The sequence below is a fragment of the Pontibacter sp. GD7 genome, assembly GCF_058216375.1.
In genome coordinates this window covers 63,252-82,694 of sequence record NZ_JBYZMP010000014.1, presented here as the reverse complement: position 1 = coordinate 82,694, position 19,443 = coordinate 63,252, and the positions used below count along the sequence as shown (strand labels likewise).

The following is a 19,443-nucleotide window of genomic DNA, read 5'->3' as shown; positions in this document are numbered from 1 at the left end:
ACAATACATTTGTAACTATACATGCCAGCCAACATTTATAATAACTGAAAGTATAATTCTGGAGTACCTTACGGGAATTTCAGCACCTAAAAAGTATAAAAACAAAAAAGGCGCAATTACTGTCTGTAGTTAGTGTTAGAGTAATTTGAATGACCGGGAACTTACCGGGTCAATGCTTACCGCTATTAAGCTACAGGCAATAATTGCGCCTTAGTATAAATTTAAGCGCTTTTCTTTTTCTTGTTGTTCTTATACCAGAGAAAACCCACTGTACCGATCAGCAGGTAAGGCACAACCATTAGGTAAAGTATACCTGTGTTCAACCCCGAGCCTACTTCTGACTCAGGCTCTTTGCTGCCCGTACCCACGTTAGACTCTACCGTGGCACGGCACATGGCACACTGGCTAAAAGCATCCGTCGAAACAAGAGCCAGCGAAAGGACTAAGGCAAATACTGCTAAGAATTTAGGAATTATTCGTTTCATCACTTATGTAACACGTAAGCTGGAATACAGGTTTCAGGTATAATAAGGAGAAATCAGCAGGTATACTAACACCCCGGTTATAGCTACATACAACCAGATCGGGAAAGTCCATTTAGAGATTCTCCGGTGCCTTTCCAGTTGGTTCGTAATACCAAAATAAACTGACAACAACACCAACGGTACAATGGCAATAGCCAGTACAATATGCGTTAATAAAATAAAGTAGTAGATATACTTCAGGGTACCATCTCCGCCATAAATCGTACGTTCACCCAGAAAATGATACGTTACATAAGACACCAGAAATATCGCTGATAGTCCAAAGGCAGCCAGCATAGCACCACGGTGGGCCTTTACAAGCTTACGCTTTATACTTACATAACCTATTATAAGGGCAACGGCTGTACAAGAGTTCAGGATCGCATGGAATGCAGGAAGGTAAGATACGTCTACTGTTGCATCTCCATACTTTGGCATAAAGAAAAGTATAGCCACAACAATGGGTATTGCCACCGAGAGCACCGCGATCAGTGTAAGGTACTTTCTGTCTCGGGCAGAGGTTAGCTCGTTATTTGTTTTTACTGTATTCATCCAGCAACACGTTAATTTCTAAAATTAATCTATCCACGTCTTCATAGTCTGTGCCGTCGTATATGCCCCGCACACGCTGCTCACGGTCAACGAGCAAAAACTTTTCGCTATGGATAAAGTCCTGCTGCCCCGGAACCTGCTGCACTGGCAAAAAGAAAGCCTCTGATGCTAAAGTATAAATGGTTTTTCTGGGACCGGTAAGAAAGTACCACTTGTTGGGATCGGCATTATATTGGTCCGCGTAGTTTTGCAGCACAGCTACAGAGTCCTGCTCCGGATTAACTGTAATAGAAACAAGCTTAATGTCAGGGTTATTTCGGTAAGCCTCCTGTACCCGCGACAACTGCGAAGACATCTTCTTGCAAATGCCTGGGCAGGTAGCAAAGAAAAAATCCACTACATAAATATCCCCTTTCAGCTCCTGCGATTTTACAAAGGGCTTGCCTTGCTGTGAGGTTAGGGTAAAGTCAGGGATCTTACGGAAGATCGTATCGCCTTTTTCATCGTATACCACCTCTCCACTATCATCCAGTTCCGGGAAATATGTTCTTAGAGAAAAATGATGTTCCCCGAACGTAGTGATGAATATAAAAACGAAAATAGGCACTAGTAGTAGAAGTCCTAATACTAGTGCCTTTAAATTACTCATTATAGAATGTGCTAATTAAAGTAATTGGTAACTGACTCGAAGTAGTAACTACCTTCCGAAATTAACGCAACCATTAACCATACTACAAGGGCCATAGGTAACATAATGCACCAGATAAGGGCTTTCGTTTCGTGCTTAAGGTGCATAAACTCCGCCACAATGTAAAATGCCTTAAAGATAGTAAGTATGATGAAGATAGCATTACGTGCAGTACTTGCGTCCATGGTAAAGGCGAACAAGAACTCTAGCGCCGTTAAGCCAACTAGTATGCCAAATGTCTTCCAGATTGCTTTTGTTTGCGGCTTAGGAATTTCGCCGGCAGGAAGATCGTGATCGTGATGCATTGCCATATTTTTGTCTGTTTATCAGCCCTGTAACAGGCTTATTTTACAGTTATAATTTTCTTTAAACTTAATTAGATCAGGTAGAAGAAGGTAAATACGAATACCCAAACAAGGTCTACAAAGTGCCAGTATAAGCCTACTTTTTCAACCATTTCGTAATGTCCGCGCTTATGATAAACACCATTAACAGTGTTGATGAAGATCATAACAAGTAGCACTACCCCTGAGAATACGTGCGTACCGTGGAAACCTGTGATGAAGAAGAACAGGTCAGCAAACAATGGCGGGCCATACTGGTTCACCGTTAAGTTGGCACCAAATATTCTAGTTCCATCCGCTAAGATCATACCTTCGTCGGTACCCGTGATGAAGTGAGACCACTCCCAGGCCTGGCAACCTAAGAAGATTGAACCGAAAAGGATCGTCCACAGCAACCACTTCTGAACATCGTTCTTATCCATGCGGTGACCAGCTTCAACAGCCAATACCATAGTTACTGAGCTTAGGATAAGGATCATGGTCATCAAGGCCACGAATGCCAATGGAAGGTCTACACCATGTAGGCCAGGGAAAGCGTTGAATACTTTTTCCGGAATCGGCCAGTACTCAGTTGAGAACGTAAATGCCTCAGGCTCTCCTGTATAAGGCAAATGCTTATGACGCGATAAACCATAAACGATTAGAAACGCACCAAATGTGAACGCATCTGATAGCAGGAAAAACCACATCATTAGTTTTCCGTAGCTCGCCTTTAACGGCTCATTCCCACCGTCCCATGTACCTGTTTTAGGTGCTTCCAGCGTAGTTGAAGTAGACATAGTTTATGTATTGAAAAAAATTTGTTTAGTGATTTATTCTTAAGAAGATGTACAAATATAGCCAAAGTCCGCCTAAAAAATGCCAATAAACAGTGCACAACTGTATACGCAGCAAATTTTTTGAGTGAACTCTGTATTTTAAACTACTGTAAAGGGTGATCAACACGAAGATCAGGCCTGTGATAAGGTGAAAACCGTGTACCCCCGTTAAAACATACAAAAATGAACCAGAAGGGTTACTGGTAGAGCCACCAAAATAGATGTTATTCTGTACCAACTCAGCCCATCCGTTCCACTGTCCTATCAGGAAAGCAACGCCAAGTACAGCTGTCAGGATCAGTCCTGTTTTTACTGAGCCAATGTTGTCCTTTTTAGCGGAAACATATGCCCACTGCATGGAGGCACTGCTCAAAAGTATGACAACTGTATTTATAAGCAAGATCGTTGGCAGTTCAAATTCAAGCCAGTTACCTTCCTCTCTTCTTACAATGTATGCGCTTGTAAAGGCTGCAAACATCATAATAATACTAATAATAATCAACCACAAAGAGAACTTTAGCGGATGTACGCTAGATGAGGTTGGATTATTATCAATTCTATTATTAACCATACTCATAGATTGACTTTATCTAAAACAAAAGCTATTTGCACTATAGGCAAATACAAAAACGAACCAAACATAATGTTCATGGCAGCTTTCTTAGAACAAGTGCGCATGAGATAGAACGTTTGGGCCAAAAACAACACGCCGCATACCACCGCGATCATAGCAGATGTAGTACCTGTCATGCCAAACTGTAGCGGCAATAAACTCAGAGGTATCAACATCAAAGTATAGATCATGATCTGAACAGCGGTCTTCAGGTCCTTTCCACCAGCAGTTGGCAGCATTTTGAAACCGGCTTTCTTGTAATCGTCATCAAGCACCCAGGCTATGGCCCAGAAATGCGGGAACTGCCAGAAAAACTGTATGCCGAAAAGTATGATTGCCTCAATATCAATGGAGCCTGATGCTGCAACCCAGCCGATAAGTGGCGGCATAGCACCTGGTATGGCGCCTACAAACACACAGATCGGGTTGATGCGCTTCAATGGTGTATAAACAAAGCCATACAGCACTAAAGACAAAAGTGACAACGCGGCAGTTAAAGCATTAAAAAAGTATGCTAACAATCCCACACCTGAAACACCCAGGATCACACAGAACACTACTGCCTCTGTTACACTTACCTGCCCGGTTGGCAAAGGCCGCTTGGAGGTTCTTTTCATTACCTTATCCAAATCTTTTTCAAGAATCTGGTTAATGATATTGGCAGAACCCGTAACTAAGAGCCCTCCCAACATTACCATGGCAATGTTGAAAAAGCCCGCACCTGGATATCCAAGTATATAACCAATCGCACTAGAAAAAGCTACTGTAAAGCTCAGTCTGAATTTAAGAAGCTTAAAGTACGCTGATGTCTTGTGTGCCATAAGTAAATTCAACGACAGCGATTCTGTAGATTGTAAACTCATCACCTAAGAAACAGCTATAGTTTTAAATGTTGCCTTCGCAGAGGCGTAATGATAATTAATGAGCAATTGAAACTGCACTCCGAAAAGCAGTACGCCAATAGTGAGATGCAGTGGTTGCAGAAAAGGAGGAATAGCAAAATATGCCATCAGGATTCCAATAACTACTTCCGCACCCAGTAGAATCAACATAAAGGTTGTCAGCTTTGACAGATGGCTGACCTTCTGTTTAAATATTTTATATGCTATAAAAACATTAAGGGCCAGGATAAAAATGGAAAACGACCTGTGCACATAAAATTCTGTCCCAAGCTGCTCAATCCATGTGTCTCTGTCCAGACCGTTCATAGCAAAAGCTATATGATCAACTTCCTCTCTTACCTGCGTCCCGATCAAAATCTGGATAAAGGTTACCGCAGCCACAAACAATAACAACAAATTCAATTTGCTATTATGTTCTGCTTTACCAGCTAGCAGGTTACCAGAAGGCCTTGTTACAGCATACTGTAGCAAGGCAACCAGTACCAGAGCCAGGGCCATGTGTATGGTTACTGTAACCGGTAATAAGTTGGTAGATACTACAATAGAACCTAACCAGCCTTGAATACCTACCACTATAAAACTGATAAAGGAAAGATAAAAGACGACCTTGTCAGTTTTTAAGAATGGAATGGCATACAGGACAGTCAGTAAAATAAAAAAACCTATCAGTACACCAACCAAGCGATTTATATACTCTATCCACGTCTTGGTTACATTAAACTCTGTTTCGATGTACTGACTTGGGTGAGAGAAAATAGAAGCAGATACTTCTTCAAAACCTAACTTGTCAAGAAAACTTGCCAGCTTCTGGTTTTTTTCAATTCGCTTTTCTTTGTATACCTCTAGGTAATTTTCTGGTAATTGGCTAACATCAGTCGGAGGAACCCAACTGCCGAAGCACTTTGGCCAGTCTGGGCATCCCATCCCTGACCCGGTACTACGAACGATTCCTCCGACTAATATTAGAAAGTAAACAGCAATAACTGTAATTACTCCTATAGTTTTAAACCTTTTATGAAAAGATTTATTAACCATTAACTGACTATTCTAACTCTCTCTCGCTTGGCAGGTTTGAAGACTGCGTCTGAGAGAAAGGAACGTTTTGTGGTATAAAGTCTTCAGCTGCACCTGGCTTGCTATAGTCGTATGGCCATCTGTAAACAGTTGGTATCTCGCCTGGCCAGTTGCCATGACCCGGTAACACTGGTGTAGTCCACTCCAATGTGTTTGAATGCCATGGGTTTGGTGTAGATCTTCTACCTCTGAAGATGCTGTAGATAAAGTTGAACAAGAAGATGAACTGTGCTGCAAAACCAATGATTGCTGCAAGGCTGATGAAAGTATTCAGATCTGTAAAGATGTTGAATGTCTCAAAACCGGTCCAGTTATAGTATCTTCTTGGGAAACCCGCAATACCAATGTAGTGCATCGGCATGAACACCAGGTATACTGCGATGAACGTCATCCAGAAGTGAACAGATCCAAGTTTCTCGTCCATCATACGGCCGAACATCTTAGGGAACCAGTGGTAAACACCGCAGAACATACCGAAGAACGCTGCCGCACCCATTACCAGGTGGAAGTGAGCCACTACAAAGTATGTATCGTGCAACTGAATATCAAGGGCAGAGTTACCAAGGATGATACCTGTAAGACCACCTGAGATAAACAGAGATACGAAACCGATTGCGAAAAGCATACCTGTAGAGAAACGAATGTTACCTCTCCAAAGTGTAGCGATCCAGTTAAACACCTTCACAGCAGAAGGCACTGCAATGATCAGTGTCAGGAACATGAACACAGATCCTAAGAATGGGTTCATACCGGTTACGAACATGTGGTGTGCCCAAACTACGAACGAAAGTATAGCAATACCGATCATTGAACCGATCATGGCTCTGTAACCGAAGATTGGCTTACGTGAGTTGGTTGTGATTACTTCAGATACAAGACCAAAAGCAGGAAGAATAACGATGTATACTTCAGGGTGGCCCAGGAACCAGAATAAGTGCTGGAACAAGATCGGGCTACCGCCTGTGTTTGTCAAAGCCTCTCCGGCAATGTAAATGTCTGATAAGTAAAAGCTGGTACCGAAGCTTCTGTCAAATATCAACAGCAAAGCTGCAGAGAAAAGAACAGGGAATGATAACAGACCAAGTATAGCAGTGAAGAACAATGCCCATACTGTCAGAGGCATCTTCGTCATAGACATACCTTTTGTTCTCAGGTTAATAATTGTGGTGATATAGTTAACACCAGCTAACAGCTGAGACACAATGAACAGCGCCATTGAGATCAACCACATGGTCATACCTGTTCCTGAACCTTGAATTGCCTGAGGCAATGCACTTAGTGGAGGATAAACTGTCCAACCACCACCTGCAGGACCAGACTCCAGGAACAACGAAAGGAACATTACAACGCTTGAAAGGAAGAAGATCCAGAACGAAAGCATGTTCATGAAACCAGAGGCCATGTCTCTAGCACCAATTTGCAATGGAATCAGGAAATTCGCAAAAGTACCGCTTAGACCAGCAGTAAGTACGAAGAATACCATGATAGTACCGTGCATTGTAACCAATGCCAGGTAGAACTCTGGATTCAGCTTGCCATTCTCGATCCAGCCACCTAAGATCGGCTCAAGGAAAGTGAAGGTAGCCTCTGGCCAACCAAGCTGTAAACGGAAAAGTATAGAAAGAAAGCCTCCAATGAAAGCCCAGAAAATACCTGCGAACAAGAACTGCTTTGCAATTACTTTATGGTCCTGGCTGAAGATATACTTCTCAAAGAAGTTCTGATCGTGATGATGATCATGCTCCTCATGGGCATGATGTACATCAGTGTGGATTGAGATATCTGTACTAGACATTTTAAGTTAATTTAAATGCTACAATTCTGTTTTAACCTCTTCAGCTGTCACCTCTGTCTTGTTAGCCGCAACAACTTGCTTGCTCGAAGAAGAGAATTTAGCTACTACCTCTGGATTCTGCTGTGCAAATGGCGTTTGCTTGGATAACCATGCCTGATAATCTTCCGGCTCATCTACAACCAGAATGTAACGCATCGCGAAGTGACCACGACCACAGATCTCAGTACAAGCCAACTCATACTTAAAGTCAGGGTTACCGGTCTCGCTGCGCATTTCATCAGTAGTTTTTGTAGGTACAAACCAGAATTTAGTTGGCATACCTGGCACAGCGTCCATCTTTACACGGAAGTGAGGAAGGAAAACACTATGGATTACATCTCTTGATCTGATTTTGAAAAGAACAGGCTGGCCTTTTGGAACGTGAATTTCCATTGGCATAAAGTCGTCCTGTGCAGCCGGATCACTGAAGTCAACACCAAACTCGTTTGTTGCATCGATCAGCGTATACTTTGCCGTACCCAATTTACCATCAGCACCTGGGTATCGAACCATCCAGTTAAACTGCTTGCCCATCACCTCGATCACAACCGCATCTTCAGGAGCCGCGCTTGTAATCTTAGTCCAGGTTTTCCAGCCACCAAACACAAGAAGGGCCATCACAACTGCAGGGATCATTGTCCAAATGATCTCCAGTTTGTTGTTGTGTGGATAGTAATAAGCACGCTTATCGTCCTTATGCTGATATTTGAATGAATAGATAAAAAGCAGCACCTGGGTAATTACAAACACAATTCCGATAACAACCATTGTTGTCCAGAACAGGCTGTCTGTCCACTCACCGTGCAAAGAAGCAAGCGGTAAGTTCATTGTGTCCCAGGAATCTGCGAATGACCATGCAAAAGCGGCACCACCTACTATAAGGAAAAGAAGGAAAAGTGTACTGTTTACGCGGTTACTGGTCTTCGTTGTACCAACAGCACGCTGTGATGAACCCCTGAAAATAGAGGCCAGCGTACCTATCCTGAACAACAAGAACAGGATAACGAATAATAAAACTATGGATAAACCTATGGCGAACGTAATCATTATATAACGCTTTTAGTATAGTCTCTAAACATGATGGTGAACACTCTCCTCCAGGAACGGGTGGTTAACCGGTACAAGGGATGCTTTCGTCAAGCCTTTTGTAAATGTGAGCAGGAATACACCTAAGAATACCAATGCAGTACCAAGTTCAATAAACCCTAAACCTGCATCGCCACGCATTGTACCTGGCATCATCATCAGGTAGAAGTCGAACCAGTGACCGATCAAGATAGCAATGGTTACAATCTTCAGCATGATCATCTGACGCTTTGCATCTCTCGTCATAAGAACAAGGAAAGGGAAGGCAAAGTTTATCAACAGGTTAAAGAAAAATATCCAGGTGAATTTTCCGTTGTTACCGCTCAGTCGCTCGATGAAGTAGATCGATTCTTCCGGAATGTTTGCATACCAGATAAGCACGAACTGTGAGAACCAGATATAAGTCCAGAAAATAGAGAATGCGAATACGAATTTACCTAAATCGTGCAGGTGGTTCGAATTTACATGTTTCAGGTATCCGTTCTGCTTTAAAATGATAACTGTTAGCGTAGTGGCAGCAAGACCAGATACAAACCAGCTTGCGAAAACATACCAGCCAAACATCGTCGAGAACCAGTGCGTATCAATTGACAACACCCAGTCCCATGCAGACATTGATGATGATACACCGAAAATTACAAGGAAAATAGCAGATACTGTGATGCTCTTGTTATAGTAGCCAGTCCCACCATGAAGATCTTCATTGATTGAAAGGTTTCTCAACCATTTGAAGAAGATGATCCAAAGTGCGAAGAATACCACCATTCTTGCCAGGAAGAAGAATGTATTCAAATAACCTGACTTACCGGCAATAATTGGGTCATATCTAGGATCATTTACATCGTATAGATATTCGTGCGTCCAGTGGAAAATATCATGCCCACCGAAAAGGAACACGAGTAGCATTACCACGCCACCAATTGGCAGGTAATAGCTAAGAGCTTCCGGTATACGCTTGATCAATACGGACCATCCTGCATATGCCACATACTGCACTGCAACGAAGAATGTACCGATCAATGCAATGCCTGTGAAGAATACGTTATTCAACCACAGGTTAATAAATAATCTCTTTGCCCAGGAAGCGGCCTCATGGCCCGCTGCTGCTGCCTCACCATGGCCTTCACCATGATCAGCACCTCCGCCTACGGCCATAAAGATTATGCCTGCTATAAGTAACACAACACCTACAGCTATCATTAAGAAAAACTTATTGTTCGTTTTTCTGGAAATGATGAGTCTTTCTTCTGTCATTATCCTTTAATAATTATGCCTTAGACTTAGTTATTTGCAGCTACAGGAGCTGTTCCGTTTTCAGTTGCGGCAGTATCAGCAGGGGCACCTGTGTCGGTTGTTCCTTTCTGTAACTGCTGCACATACATTACAATTTTCCAACGCTCGGTAGGGCTTACCTGTGAACCGTGAGGCATCATACGTCCTCTGCCGTTTGTGATCACATGGTAGATGTGGCCCCCAGGAAGTGTTGCTACCCTACCCGCTGAGTAAGATGGAACACCTTTGAACTTCTGTCCAACTAAACCCTGGCCATCACCTTGTTCGCCATGGCATGGAGAGCAGAATCGAGCATAAAGCACTTTGCCTTCTTCCAGGTTTTCTGTTGTGCGGGCCAAAGGGTTAACTAGTTCAACACCTGCTGTTTCTGCGTCGTCTTTTGTCAGGTAAGTATTGTAACCCATTTTACCACGAGCTACAGTACCCTCTGCCGGCTGACGCATGTTCATACCGCCTGGGTTAAACTTGTTTTCCTTGATTTGAGAATAAGGATCCAGTGGAACAGAGTGATACATGTCTGGTGCATACTCTAAACCCGGATCTTGCTCATTGCCGCAGGCTACTACCAGTGCTGATGAGAAAAGTATAGCCGAGGCTTTCAGGCCTATGTTAGATAATCTTTTCATTATTTTACTACCTCCTTCTCATTTACTTCGATAGCGCCATTTGCGCGAAGCAGGTTATTTAAAGCAGATAAATCAGTAACTCCTTCTTTCACCTCGATTGCCATTACAAACTTGTCATCTGTAGAGCGCTTATCGAAAACATTTACACGCAGCGAAGGTCTTAGCTTGCTCACGATAAAGAACGTGATCACCATACCAAATGCAGCACAAAGTACAGTTAATTCGAAAGTTACAGGGATGAAAGATGGAAGCGCGATGTGTGGCTTACCACCAATGATCATCGGCCAGTCAAAACCCAGCATCCAGATCTGCATCCAAAGTGCGAATGATGTACCAAACAGACCGCAGAAGAATGCAACCATTGGTAATCTTGAGCGCTTGATACCTAATACATCATCAATTCCGTGTACTGGATATGGTGAAAATACATCGTAGATCTTAGTACCGGCAGCGCGGATGTTCTCGATGGCTGTTAACAGCACATCTTCGTCATCATATATACCTAGAACAAACTTTTTATTCATTGCTGTGATGTGGATTAGTATTCAATTCTTTTTCAGTGCCGTGCATAGTCTTGTGTGCATGGTGCTTCACTCCAGAAGATGACTTCAGAATCGCCTTAACCTCTGCCATGTTTACTACAGGGAAGAACTTAGCGAACAAGAAGAACAGTGTGAAGAACAGACCGATCGTTCCAACATATACACCGATGTCTATCGTAGTTGGAGAGAACATTGCCCAAGAAGATGGTAGGTAATCTCTGTGTAGAGAAGTCACGATAATTACAAAACGCTCGAACCACATACCGATGTTCACGAAGATCGAGATAATGAAGGTAGCTGTTAAGCTTCTTCTGATCTTTCTGAACCAGAATAGCTGAGGAGTAATTACGTTACACGTCATCATTGACCAGTATGCCCACCAGTAAGGACCGAAGGCACGGTTGATGAATGCGTACTGTTCATACTCTACACCTGAATACCATGCAATGAAGAACTCAGTAGTATAAGCGATACCTACGATTGAACCTGTCAGGATAATTACCTTGTTCATCGACTCCACGTGCTCCAGCGTAATGTAGTGCTCTAAGTGGAAAGTCTTTCTGGTAATGATCATCAGTGTCAATACCATCGCGAAACCTGAGAAGATCGCACCAGCAACGAAGTATGGAGGGAAGATAGTCGTGTGCCATCCAGGGATTACAGACGTCGCAAAGTCAAATGATACGATCGTGTGTACAGAAAGTACCAGTGGAGTTGCAAGACCTGCAAGAATCAGGGAAACAGTCTCGTAACGTGACCATGCTTTAGCAGAACCAGTCCAGCCAAATGAAAGGATAGAATAAGCTCTTCTTGCAATCGGGCCAGTTGCTCTGTCACGGATGGTAGCAAAGTCAGGAATAAGACCAATGTACCAGAATACTAAAGAAACAGAGAAATACGTTGAGATTGCGAATACGTCCCAAAGAAGCGGTGAGTTAAAGTTAACCCAAAGCGAACCAAATGTGTTTGGCAAAGGAAGTACCCAGTAAGCTAACCACGGACGGCCCATGTGAAGTACAGGGAACATCGCGGCACAGATTACGGCAAAGATTGTCATCGCTTCCGCTGCACGGTTAATAGAAGTTCTCCACTTCTGGCGGAACAGCAAAAGGATGGCTGAGATAAGCGTACCGGCGTGACCGATACCTACCCACCACACGAAGTTGGTGATGTCCCATGCCCAACCTACGGTTTTATTTAGGCCCCACTCACCAATACCGAACCACAGGGTACGGTAAACTGAGTAGAAAAATATAGCTAAGCCGACTAACGATACAGCAAGGGCAGCTGCCCAACGTGCGTTGGGCTTTGCCTCCACTTGTCTGCAGACATCTTCGGTGATGTCGTGGTATGTTTTACCCCCCGTTACTAGAGGCTCTCTTATCGGAGATACATGCTGCATAACGCTCTCGAAATTTTATTTTATGCTAAGTTTCTAATTTTAGTCAGGTATGTTACGTTTGGCTGAACGTTAAGCTCCTCCAGTACGTGGAATGCACGCTCACCTTGCTGACGAGCTAGCACCTTCGAGATACGGCTCTCAGGGTCTTTCATGTCACCGAAGATGATCGCTTCAGTTGGGCAAGACTGCGCACAAGCTGTTACAATTTCACCATCTTTCGGTCTTCTGTTTTCGCGCTTCGCCTCTAGTTTGCCTAGCTGCACACGCTGAACGCAGAATGAGCATTTCTCCATCACACCTCTGCCACGTACTGTAACATCCGGGTTCAACACCATCTTACCAAGATCACTGTTCATTGGCTCGTTGAAGTTGAACTTCTCATTGTTTGCATAAGCAAACCAGTTGAAGCGACGAACTTTATAAGGGCAGTTGTTAGCACAGTAACGTGTACCTACGCAGCGGTTGTAAACCATCTGGTTGATACCTTCAGAGCTGTGCATTGTAGCAGCAACAGGGCAAACAGTCTCACATGGAGCGTGGTTACAGTGCTGGCACATCATTGGCTGGAAGATCACGGTAGGATTCTCAGCCGGGTTCTCCATTGTAGCGTAGTCTTTCTCTTCGTGCTCTACTGCGCTGTAGTATCTGTCGATACGCATCCAATGCATTTCACGACGGTTCAGAACCTCCGCTTTACCTACTACAGGTATGTTGTTCTCTACATTACAGCTAAGTGTACAAGATCCGCAACCAATACAAGAGTTAAGGTCGATAACCATACCCCAGTGGTGGTTTTTGTACTCGTAGTCTTCCCAAAGAGAGATAGTAGCAGGCTTTGCAGCACCCTCGTGAGTCGCAATGCGGATGTACTCAGTTACCTCTTTCGGATTAGCTTTATAGTTTGCCAGTGTATTCTCCTGCACCACCAGACGGTCCATAATAGTATGGTGAGTCTGTGTCTGAGCAATTGGAGACGTTACATCTGTTTTTGTCAGTTTTACTGAACCATGGTAAGACACCATGTTATCAGCTACAGTAGCAAGCTGATAGGCGTTTGCACCTAAGCCATTCGCAACAGGAGCAGCTTCAATGGCACGACCATAGCCCATTGCAATTGCAACAGTGCCATTAGCCTGACCAGGCTGGATAAGAGCTGGCAGTTCGATTACTGCACCAGTAGGAAGCGTTACGGCTATAACATTACCCTGAACCACACCCATTTCCTCAGCCATTTTGATTGGCATAGCTACGTAGTTACCCCATGTAGCTTTAGAGATCGGATCAGGAAGTTCCTGTAACCATGGGTTGTTTGCTTCTGCACCAGAACCGATACCTACTTTCTCATAAAGTACTGCCTCGATACCAGTTGGCTTCACAACTCTTACTGTTGTTGAAACCGGAGCTGAAGGAGTAGCGATTTTCAACATGCTGGTGCCATTCTCAAGCACGCCGTCATGCACAGCTTTCTCCCAGAAAGTGTTGAAGTCGCCGGTGGCTATACCTTTCCAGTTATTGCGGATAAAGTCGTAGAAGTTTGTGTTGCTTCCGCTCCACTTCAATAAGCTGTCCTGCATCTGGCGTGTCGTGAAGATCGGGCTGATAACAGGCTGTGAAAGGCTTAGGTAACCCTTCTTCGGCTCAAAGTCGTTCCACGACTCCAAGTAGTGGTTGTCAGGTGTAACAAAGTCAGCAAATGCAGCAGTTTCGTCCACTCTTTCTGAGAACGATACTTTTAGGCCAACTTTCTTAAGTCCGGCAACAACTTTCTCTGCAAGCGGATGGTCGTAAGCTGGGTTAGCGTTGTAGAAGAATACCGCGCCTACCGAACCAGCGTTCATCTCGTTGATCAAACGGATCATCTGAGCATCGTTACCCTGCTTTACAAAGTATGGAGAAGCCGCATCAATTGTAGTACCTACTGCACCAAGAGCATTATTGATGGCAGTTACCATCGCCTGCACGGCAGCGTCGTTAGAACCAGACACTACAAGGGCTTTGCCCTGGTTTGCCTTAAGGTCTTTAACAGCGGCAGCCAACACTTTGCTATCGCCAACATTGGTTGCAGCAGAGCCAGCACCTGTTATTGCATTGTAAAGGGCAGTAACCACTGCAGCCTCTTCAGATGGCTTGATAGGCACACGGATGTCCGCGTTGGCACCAGTCATTGACAGGATAGTCTCGAACTGGTAGTGACGTGACATGGATGGATTGTCAGCGTCGATTTTTCTATTTTTTACATATTGCTTCGCGAAAGGAATCGGAGCTCCCCAGGTACCCAGGAAGTCAGCGCCAACGCTTACAATAATATTAGCTTTGCTAAAGTCGTATCCTGGGATCACGCCGCCATTTGCAGCAAGCAAGCCAGATGCAGAGTTTACATCGTAGGTTACATGCTCAAAGTTTGCAAAGCGTGAGCCAAATTCATCGATCAGCTTTTTTGTGGACGGGCTGATAACGGTTGACGATACCAATGCTACTTTACCGCTTACTGAACCTAAGCGAGATGCGATCTGCTTGTCAACTTCTTCCCACTTGGCTTCTTTGCCTTTGATAAGCGGGAAGCGCAGGCGGTTGTTGTCATAAACGCCAAGCACAGAAGCCTGTGCTCTTGCGCTGGTACCCATTGGTGTTACGCCAGAAGAAGGGTTCGGCTCAATTTTGATCGGACGGCCTTCACGCGTTTTTACCAGGATGCTGTTATAGTCACCGTTCAGGTAATAAGTAGAAGCGTACCAGTTAGCTACGCCTGGCTCCACATCTACCGGCTTGTTCAGGTATGGGATGGCCTTTCTAACCGGCGCCTCGCAGGAAGCCAGAGAAACAGCAGCCATACTGAAGCCAAGAAGCTTTAAAAAGTCCCTGCGCTGCGTTTTACCATTTGAAGACGAACCTTCACCCTTTGCCTCGTCTAGTGGCAGGAATTCTGGAAACTCGTTATGAGCATGCTTAGCGAATTCAGGAGTGTTATTCAACTCCTCAACCCCTTTCCAGTATTTTATTCTGTCTTGCATATTATATCTAGAAAACTCGAATACTAAATGAAATGATATTGATTAATAGTGGCACTTAGAACACTCTGTACCACCATTTGATGACACCGTGAAGGCACCGGCAGAAGTAGACTCATGCAGCTTAACAAGCTTGTCATAGTACTCATTTCCTTCTGTGTTAAGTGGAGTTTCGCGGTGGCAATCGATACACCAGCCCATTGTTAATGGAGAATACTGGTAAACAACATCCATTTCTTCTATTGGACCATGGCAGGTCTGGCACTCTACACCTCCCACTTGCGTGTGCTGTGAGTGGTTGAAGTAAGCCAGATCAGGAAGGTTGTGAATTCGCACCCACTCGATTGGCCTGTTACGCTCAATGGCTTTGTATATTTTCTGAATCTCAGGAGACTCTGTTTTGATCTGGCTATGGCAGTTCATACAGATGTTTGCTGAAGGTATGCTGGCACTCTTGCTCTCGTAAACTGTTGTGTGGCAGTAGTTACAGTTGATCTGGTGCTCTCCGGCGTGCAGTTTGTGCGAGAACGCGATTGGCTGCTTTGGAGCATAGCCCTGCTGGATACCAATACCCATTACCTTATCGATCGTAAGGTCAAGAAGGACTACCACGAAGATCAGCACTACCAGTGTGCGAACAGCCTTAGACTTGTAGATCTTGGACAAGTCAAAACGCTGGTTTACAACCTCTGCGTCATACTCATCCAGCTGACGATTCTTGTTCAGGTAGTTCTTCAGCAATGAAGTGATCAGCAATAGCGTCACCACTAATACTATAAGCACCACGATCAACACTACAAGCACGATGTCCAGGTAGTCGCCTACTGCACCGATAGCCTCTGTACCCACGTTCTCGCCTGCAGTAACGCCTTCCGGACCTGCTACAGGAGCAGACACAACACCCTTGCCAGACTTAATGTAAGCAAGGATTGACTTTACCTCATCGTCAGAGAACGCGAAAGAAGGCATTGCCTGCTTGTTGTACTCATTGTAAATAGCAACAGCGTCTTTATCGCCTGCCTGAATCAAAGCCTGAGAGTTTTTGATCCATTTGATCAACCAGGCCTCGCTTCTTCTCTCATTTACGCCTTGCAGACCTGGGCCTACTACAACGTCAGAGCCAGCAGAGTGACAAACAACGCAATTGTTTTTAAACAGGGACTCGCCAGCATCAATAACAGCAGGATCACCTGCAGGTGTTGCACTGGTAGTTGCACCTTCTGTAGCACCGGGCACTACTCCTTTTGTTGCTACATCAGCCTGCTCGCTAGCTTGCTCCTGGGCATTTGCGCCAAAAGAAACTACCAACGCAAACAAGAAGGCAAAAAAGACTTTGGATTTAGATTTAAGTATACAGCTAATCATAGCCAAGATCGCTTGTGTGTGTTTAGTATAATGGTGAATTTACTTTACGGCCACAAATCTACTATGCGAATTCCATTAATCAAACAGAATAAGTGTATTTTTGGACTGTATGGCGCCATACTGCCGGCAAGAGGTCAAAACCCCTCAGTTTCAATTTAAAAGGCCTTTAATTTAGAATTGTTATAAATAGACCCATCGCCTTTCCGCAGCACGCCATCCTTGTTTCTCCATACTTTTGATCCCATTTACACCTTTCTGCTCCATTGGTAAAAAGTAAGGTTTGGTCCTTATCAGAACAGCACGTATCAAAGATTGTTTGGCACCTAAATCAGCTGCTGCACACCTTATATTATATAGTGTGTATTTCGGGCTTCATCCCATATCCTAAAACATACTTTGCCAGCAGTTTTTAAAGGGTTTACTTAAAGTATAGCCACTTGCTTGTAATTCAAAAACTTTACTTCTATATTTGCACGCTAAATTAAAAATCATATATCGAACCGAATGGAATTGAGAAATTACGAAACGGTCTTCATCCTGACTCCGCTTTTGAGCGATGTTCAGATGCAAGAAACGGTCGAGAAGTTCAGACAGGTGCTTAAGGAAAATGGCGCCGACATTATCCACGAAGAGAACTGGGGTCTTCGCAAACTGGCTTATCCAATCCAGAAGAAGTCTACAGGTTTCTATCACCTGATCGAGTTTAAAGCAAATCCAGCTATTGTGGACGCGCTTGAACTGGCTTACCGCCGTGACGAAAAAGTTGTTCGTTTCTTGACAACTGTACTTGACAAGCACGCAATTGCTTACAACGAGCGCAGAAGAAACGGTGAGTTCAAATCACAAGCTAAAAAAGAGGAGGTTAAAGGGTAATGAGCTTAGTTAACGAAAGAGTACACAAACAAGAGAACCGTCAGAAGTACTGCCGTTTCAAGAAAAGCGGTATCAAGTACATCGACTACAAAGACGGTAACTTCCTGCTTAAGTTTGTAAACGAGCAGGGTAAGATCCTTCCAAGAAGACTTACAGGTACTAGCCTGAAATTCCAGCGCAAAGTATCTCAGGCGGTTGCCAGAGCAAGACACCTTGCTATTTTACCTTATGTTACAGATTCTTTAAAATAAGGAGGGCAAACGATGGAAGTTATACTTAAAGATGACGTTAAAGGCTTAGGCTACAAAAACGATACAGTAACAGTTAAGCCAGGATATGGCCGTAACTACCTTATCCCACAGGGTCTGGCAGTTATCGCTAGCACTGCTAACAAAAAAGTAGTAGCTGAGAACATCCGTCAGGCTGCTCACAAAGCTGAGAAAATCCAGAATGACGCACAGGAACTGGCTAACAGCATAGGTGACGTTACGCTTGAGATCCCGGCTAAAGTTGGTGAGACTGGCAAGATCTTCGGTTCTGTTACCACACTTCAGATCTCTGATGCCCTTAAGGCAAAAGGTTTTGACGTAGACCGCAAGCGTATTTCATTTGATCAGGAAGTTAAGTCTGCTGGTGAGTACACTGCAACTTTAAACCTGCACAAAGAAGTGAAGCACCAGGTTAAGTTTAACGTGGTAGCTGAATAAGCATTTCGATTAGACTATTACCAAAGCGTTCTGCTCACAAGGCAGAACGCTTTTTTTTATACTTTTATGTCTGATACAAAGTATAAAAAAGCAGACCAGATCAGCATAAACATCAATCAGCCACTGTAAAACCATGTTCCGCACCGAAGTAGAGATAAGCAAAACAGGCCTTAACCTCGCCCACACCAACCATGTGTTAACCATTGGCTCGTGCTTTGCAGAAGTTATGGGAGGTAAACTAAAGCAGCATAAGGTTAACGCTTTGGTAAATCCATTCGGTACTATCTTCAACCCGGAATCGGTTTGCCGGCTGTTGCAGGCAGCCACTAACAGTGATTATGATTTTGAGCAGCATCTGTTGCAACGAAACGGCATCTGGTACGCTTATGATCTTCACTCCTCCCTCTCCTCCCCTGATAAGGATCAATTGCTAGTGCAAATCGACGACAGGCTGAAAGAAACCAGAAGATACTTTCAAAATGCTTCCCTTTTGATCATCACGCTAGGGACTTCAATCGCTTATCAGCTTAAAGAAACCGGAAATGTGGTAGCTAATTGCCATAAGCTGCCCGCCAACAATTTTAACCGCATACTTCTTGACCTGCAACACATACGCGCATACTTTAATGATACACTTGCACAGATAAAAAATATAAACCCCGGCCTGAAAGTGCTCTTAACTGTAAGCCCGGTAAGGCATGTAAAGGAAACGCTTACCCTAAACAGCGTTAGCAAATCAGAGTTGCGTTTGCTTTGCCATTACATGCAGCAAGACCAACAGGATGTGTTATACTTTCCGGCATACGAGATCATGATGGACGACCTGCGCGATTACCGTTACTACAAGGATGACATGCTGCACCCTACTTCGCTGGCCGAAAATTACATCTGGGATAAGTTTGTAAAAGCCTACTATAATGACGAATTCCAGAAATTCGTGCCAGAATGGGAGAAGATGTCGCGTGCTATCTCACACAAGCCATTTCATCCGGCCTCGGAAGCGCACCAGGCATTTCTGCGAAATACACTGAGCCAGCTACAGCACTTAGCCCATAAGTATAAAATAGATGTGACTGAAGAGCAACACGCTCTTGAACAACAAATCCTGACGCACTAAAACTATACTTACACTGTAATCTGGTAGCCAAACTGATACCTTTGCCTTGCTTGCCCGTACTTACTTATACCTGAT

Annotated in this window: 20 protein-coding genes; 4 read left to right on the top strand and 16 right to left on the bottom strand. The window is 44.1% G+C overall.

Going from position 1 to position 19,443, the window contains the following annotated elements; translation table 11 throughout:
* Positions 1-221 precede the first annotated feature (221 nt).
* The 16 genes from AC4BAP_RS17535 to AC4BAP_RS17460 all read right to left on the bottom strand — a co-directional run bounded on the left by AC4BAP_RS17535 (position 222) and on the right by AC4BAP_RS17460 (position 16,671).
* On the bottom strand, positions 222-485 hold the full coding sequence (locus tag AC4BAP_RS17535) for a hypothetical protein (protein ID WP_490583976.1): 264 nt from the start codon (positions 483-485) through the stop codon (positions 222-224).
* Positions 486-518: 33 nt separating this feature from the next.
* Positions 519-1,076, bottom strand: a complete 558-nt coding sequence (locus AC4BAP_RS17530; protein ID WP_490583975.1) for a DUF420 domain-containing protein — start codon at positions 1,074-1,076, stop codon at positions 519-521.
* Positions 1,054-1,725, bottom strand: a complete 672-nt coding sequence (locus AC4BAP_RS17525; protein ID WP_490583974.1) for an SCO family protein — start codon at positions 1,723-1,725, stop codon at positions 1,054-1,056. The genes AC4BAP_RS17530 and AC4BAP_RS17525 overlap by 23 nt, the downstream gene beginning before the upstream one ends.
* Before the next feature lie 11 nt (positions 1,726-1,736).
* Complete coding sequence (locus AC4BAP_RS17520; protein ID WP_490583973.1) at positions 1,737-2,075, bottom strand: cytochrome C oxidase subunit IV family protein; 339 nt, start codon at positions 2,073-2,075, stop codon at positions 1,737-1,739.
* Positions 2,076-2,140: 65 nt separating this feature from the next.
* Positions 2,141-2,887, bottom strand: a complete 747-nt coding sequence (locus AC4BAP_RS17515) for a cytochrome c oxidase subunit 3 (RefSeq protein ID WP_490583972.1) — start codon at positions 2,885-2,887, stop codon at positions 2,141-2,143.
* 25 nt (positions 2,888-2,912) lie between these two features.
* Positions 2,913-3,503, bottom strand: coding sequence for a cytochrome c oxidase subunit 3 (locus AC4BAP_RS17510; RefSeq protein WP_490583971.1), 591 nt, complete (start codon positions 3,501-3,503; stop codon positions 2,913-2,915).
* Entirely contained in the window at positions 3,500-4,360 is an 861-nt protein-coding gene (gene cyoE / locus AC4BAP_RS17505; protein WP_490583970.1) for a heme o synthase, read from the bottom strand. The genes AC4BAP_RS17510 and cyoE overlap by 4 nt, the downstream gene beginning before the upstream one ends.
* A 45-nt stretch (positions 4,361-4,405) precedes the next feature.
* Positions 4,406-5,476 (bottom strand): COX15/CtaA family protein, encoded by a 1,071-nt coding sequence (locus AC4BAP_RS17500; protein ID WP_490583969.1) that lies wholly within the window; start codon positions 5,474-5,476, stop codon positions 4,406-4,408.
* A 7-nt stretch (positions 5,477-5,483) separates the two neighbouring features.
* Positions 5,484-7,310, bottom strand: coding sequence for a cytochrome c oxidase subunit I (locus tag AC4BAP_RS17495; protein ID WP_490583968.1), 1,827 nt, complete (start codon positions 7,308-7,310; stop codon positions 5,484-5,486).
* 18 nt (positions 7,311-7,328) lie between these two features.
* The gene (locus tag AC4BAP_RS17490) at positions 7,329-8,396 is read right to left on the bottom strand and encodes a cytochrome c oxidase subunit II (RefSeq protein ID WP_490583967.1); all 1,068 of its coding nucleotides are present in this window, start codon (positions 8,394-8,396) and stop codon (positions 7,329-7,331) included.
* A 24-nt stretch (positions 8,397-8,420) separates the two neighbouring features.
* A complete protein-coding gene (locus AC4BAP_RS17485) occupies positions 8,421-9,689 on the bottom strand; it encodes a quinol:cytochrome C oxidoreductase (RefSeq protein WP_490583966.1) in 1,269 nt (422 codons plus the stop codon).
* Positions 9,690-9,715: 26 nt separating this feature from the next.
* Positions 9,716-10,354: a c-type cytochrome gene (locus tag AC4BAP_RS17480; RefSeq protein WP_490583965.1), complete on the bottom strand. Its 639-nt coding sequence runs from the start codon at positions 10,352-10,354 to the stop codon at positions 9,716-9,718.
* Entirely contained in the window at positions 10,354-10,878 is a 525-nt protein-coding gene (locus AC4BAP_RS17475) for a DUF3341 domain-containing protein (RefSeq protein ID WP_490583964.1), read from the bottom strand. Before AC4BAP_RS17475 ends, AC4BAP_RS17480 begins: the two co-directional genes overlap by 1 nt.
* Positions 10,871-12,298, bottom strand: coding sequence for an NrfD/PsrC family molybdoenzyme membrane anchor subunit (gene nrfD / locus AC4BAP_RS17470; protein WP_490583963.1), 1,428 nt, complete (start codon positions 12,296-12,298; stop codon positions 10,871-10,873). The genes AC4BAP_RS17475 and nrfD overlap by 8 nt, the downstream gene beginning before the upstream one ends.
* A gap of 20 nt (positions 12,299-12,318) precedes the next feature.
* Positions 12,319-15,309: a TAT-variant-translocated molybdopterin oxidoreductase gene (locus AC4BAP_RS17465; RefSeq protein WP_490583962.1), complete on the bottom strand. Its 2,991-nt coding sequence runs from the start codon at positions 15,307-15,309 to the stop codon at positions 12,319-12,321.
* Between the two features lie 42 nt (positions 15,310-15,351).
* Positions 15,352-16,671 carry a c-type cytochrome gene (locus AC4BAP_RS17460; protein WP_490583961.1) on the bottom strand — a complete coding sequence of 440 codons (1,320 nt, stop codon included), beginning with the start codon at positions 16,669-16,671 and terminating at the stop codon, positions 15,352-15,354.
* A 504-nt stretch (positions 16,672-17,175) separates the two neighbouring features.
* Between AC4BAP_RS17460 and rpsF the strand changes: the two genes are divergently transcribed.
* The 4 genes from rpsF to AC4BAP_RS17440 all read left to right on the top strand — a co-directional run bounded on the left by rpsF (position 17,176) and on the right by AC4BAP_RS17440 (position 19,368).
* The gene (gene rpsF / locus AC4BAP_RS17455) at positions 17,176-17,544 is read left to right on the top strand and encodes a 30S ribosomal protein S6 (protein ID WP_490583960.1); all 369 of its coding nucleotides are present in this window, start codon (positions 17,176-17,178) and stop codon (positions 17,542-17,544) included.
* Positions 17,544-17,795: a 30S ribosomal protein S18 gene (gene rpsR / locus AC4BAP_RS17450; protein WP_007652662.1), complete on the top strand. Its 252-nt coding sequence runs from the start codon at positions 17,544-17,546 to the stop codon at positions 17,793-17,795. Before rpsF ends, rpsR begins: the two co-directional genes overlap by 1 nt.
* A 12-nt stretch (positions 17,796-17,807) precedes the next feature.
* Positions 17,808-18,251: a 50S ribosomal protein L9 gene (gene rplI / locus AC4BAP_RS17445; RefSeq protein ID WP_490583959.1), complete on the top strand. Its 444-nt coding sequence runs from the start codon at positions 17,808-17,810 to the stop codon at positions 18,249-18,251.
* A gap of 133 nt (positions 18,252-18,384) precedes the next feature.
* A complete protein-coding gene (locus tag AC4BAP_RS17440; protein ID WP_490583958.1) occupies positions 18,385-19,368 on the top strand; it encodes a GSCFA domain-containing protein in 984 nt (327 codons plus the stop codon).
* Positions 19,369-19,443: the final 75 nt, after the last annotated feature.

Bases quoted from the DNA above. Each gene is read 5' to 3' on its own strand.
- AC4BAP_RS17500 (WP_490583969.1), bottom strand. From the start codon at position 5,476: ATGGTTAATAAATCTTTTCATAAAAGGTTTAAAACTATAGGAGTAATT.
- AC4BAP_RS17465 (WP_490583962.1), bottom strand. From the start codon at position 15,309: ATGCAAGACAGAATAAAATACTGGAAAGGGGTTGAGGAGTTGAATAAC.
- AC4BAP_RS17525 (WP_490583974.1), bottom strand. From the start codon at position 1,725: ATGAGTAATTTAAAGGCACTAGTATTAGGACTTCTACTACTAGTGCCT.
- rpsR (WP_007652662.1), top strand. From the start codon at position 17,544: ATGAGCTTAGTTAACGAAAGAGTACACAAACAAGAGAACCGTCAGAAG.
- rpsF (WP_490583960.1), top strand. From the start codon at position 17,176: ATGGAATTGAGAAATTACGAAACGGTCTTCATCCTGACTCCGCTTTTG.
- AC4BAP_RS17490 (WP_490583967.1), bottom strand. From the start codon at position 8,396: ATGATTACGTTCGCCATAGGTTTATCCATAGTTTTATTATTCGTTATC.
- AC4BAP_RS17515 (WP_490583972.1), bottom strand. From the start codon at position 2,887: ATGTCTACTTCAACTACGCTGGAAGCACCTAAAACAGGTACATGGGAC.
- AC4BAP_RS17475 (WP_490583964.1), bottom strand. From the start codon at position 10,878: ATGAATAAAAAGTTTGTTCTAGGTATATATGATGACGAAGATGTGCTG.
- AC4BAP_RS17530 (WP_490583975.1), bottom strand. From the start codon at position 1,076: ATGAATACAGTAAAAACAAATAACGAGCTAACCTCTGCCCGAGACAGA.
- AC4BAP_RS17440 (WP_490583958.1), top strand. From the start codon at position 18,385: ATGTTCCGCACCGAAGTAGAGATAAGCAAAACAGGCCTTAACCTCGCC.
- AC4BAP_RS17510 (WP_490583971.1), bottom strand. From the start codon at position 3,503: ATGAGTATGGTTAATAATAGAATTGATAATAATCCAACCTCATCTAGC.
- AC4BAP_RS17480 (WP_490583965.1), bottom strand. From the start codon at position 10,354: ATGAAAAGATTATCTAACATAGGCCTGAAAGCCTCGGCTATACTTTTC.
- rplI (WP_490583959.1), top strand. From the start codon at position 17,808: ATGGAAGTTATACTTAAAGATGACGTTAAAGGCTTAGGCTACAAAAAC.
- nrfD (WP_490583963.1), bottom strand. From the start codon at position 12,298: ATGCAGCATGTATCTCCGATAAGAGAGCCTCTAGTAACGGGGGGTAAA.
- AC4BAP_RS17495 (WP_490583968.1), bottom strand. From the start codon at position 7,310: ATGTCTAGTACAGATATCTCAATCCACACTGATGTACATCATGCCCAT.
- AC4BAP_RS17520 (WP_490583973.1), bottom strand. From the start codon at position 2,075: ATGGCAATGCATCACGATCACGATCTTCCTGCCGGCGAAATTCCTAAG.
- AC4BAP_RS17485 (WP_490583966.1), bottom strand. From the start codon at position 9,689: ATGACAGAAGAAAGACTCATCATTTCCAGAAAAACGAACAATAAGTTT.
- AC4BAP_RS17460 (WP_490583961.1), bottom strand. From the start codon at position 16,671: ATGATTAGCTGTATACTTAAATCTAAATCCAAAGTCTTTTTTGCCTTC.
- cyoE (WP_490583970.1), bottom strand. From the start codon at position 4,360: ATGGCACACAAGACATCAGCGTACTTTAAGCTTCTTAAATTCAGACTG.
- AC4BAP_RS17535 (WP_490583976.1), bottom strand. From the start codon at position 485: ATGAAACGAATAATTCCTAAATTCTTAGCAGTATTTGCCTTAGTCCTT.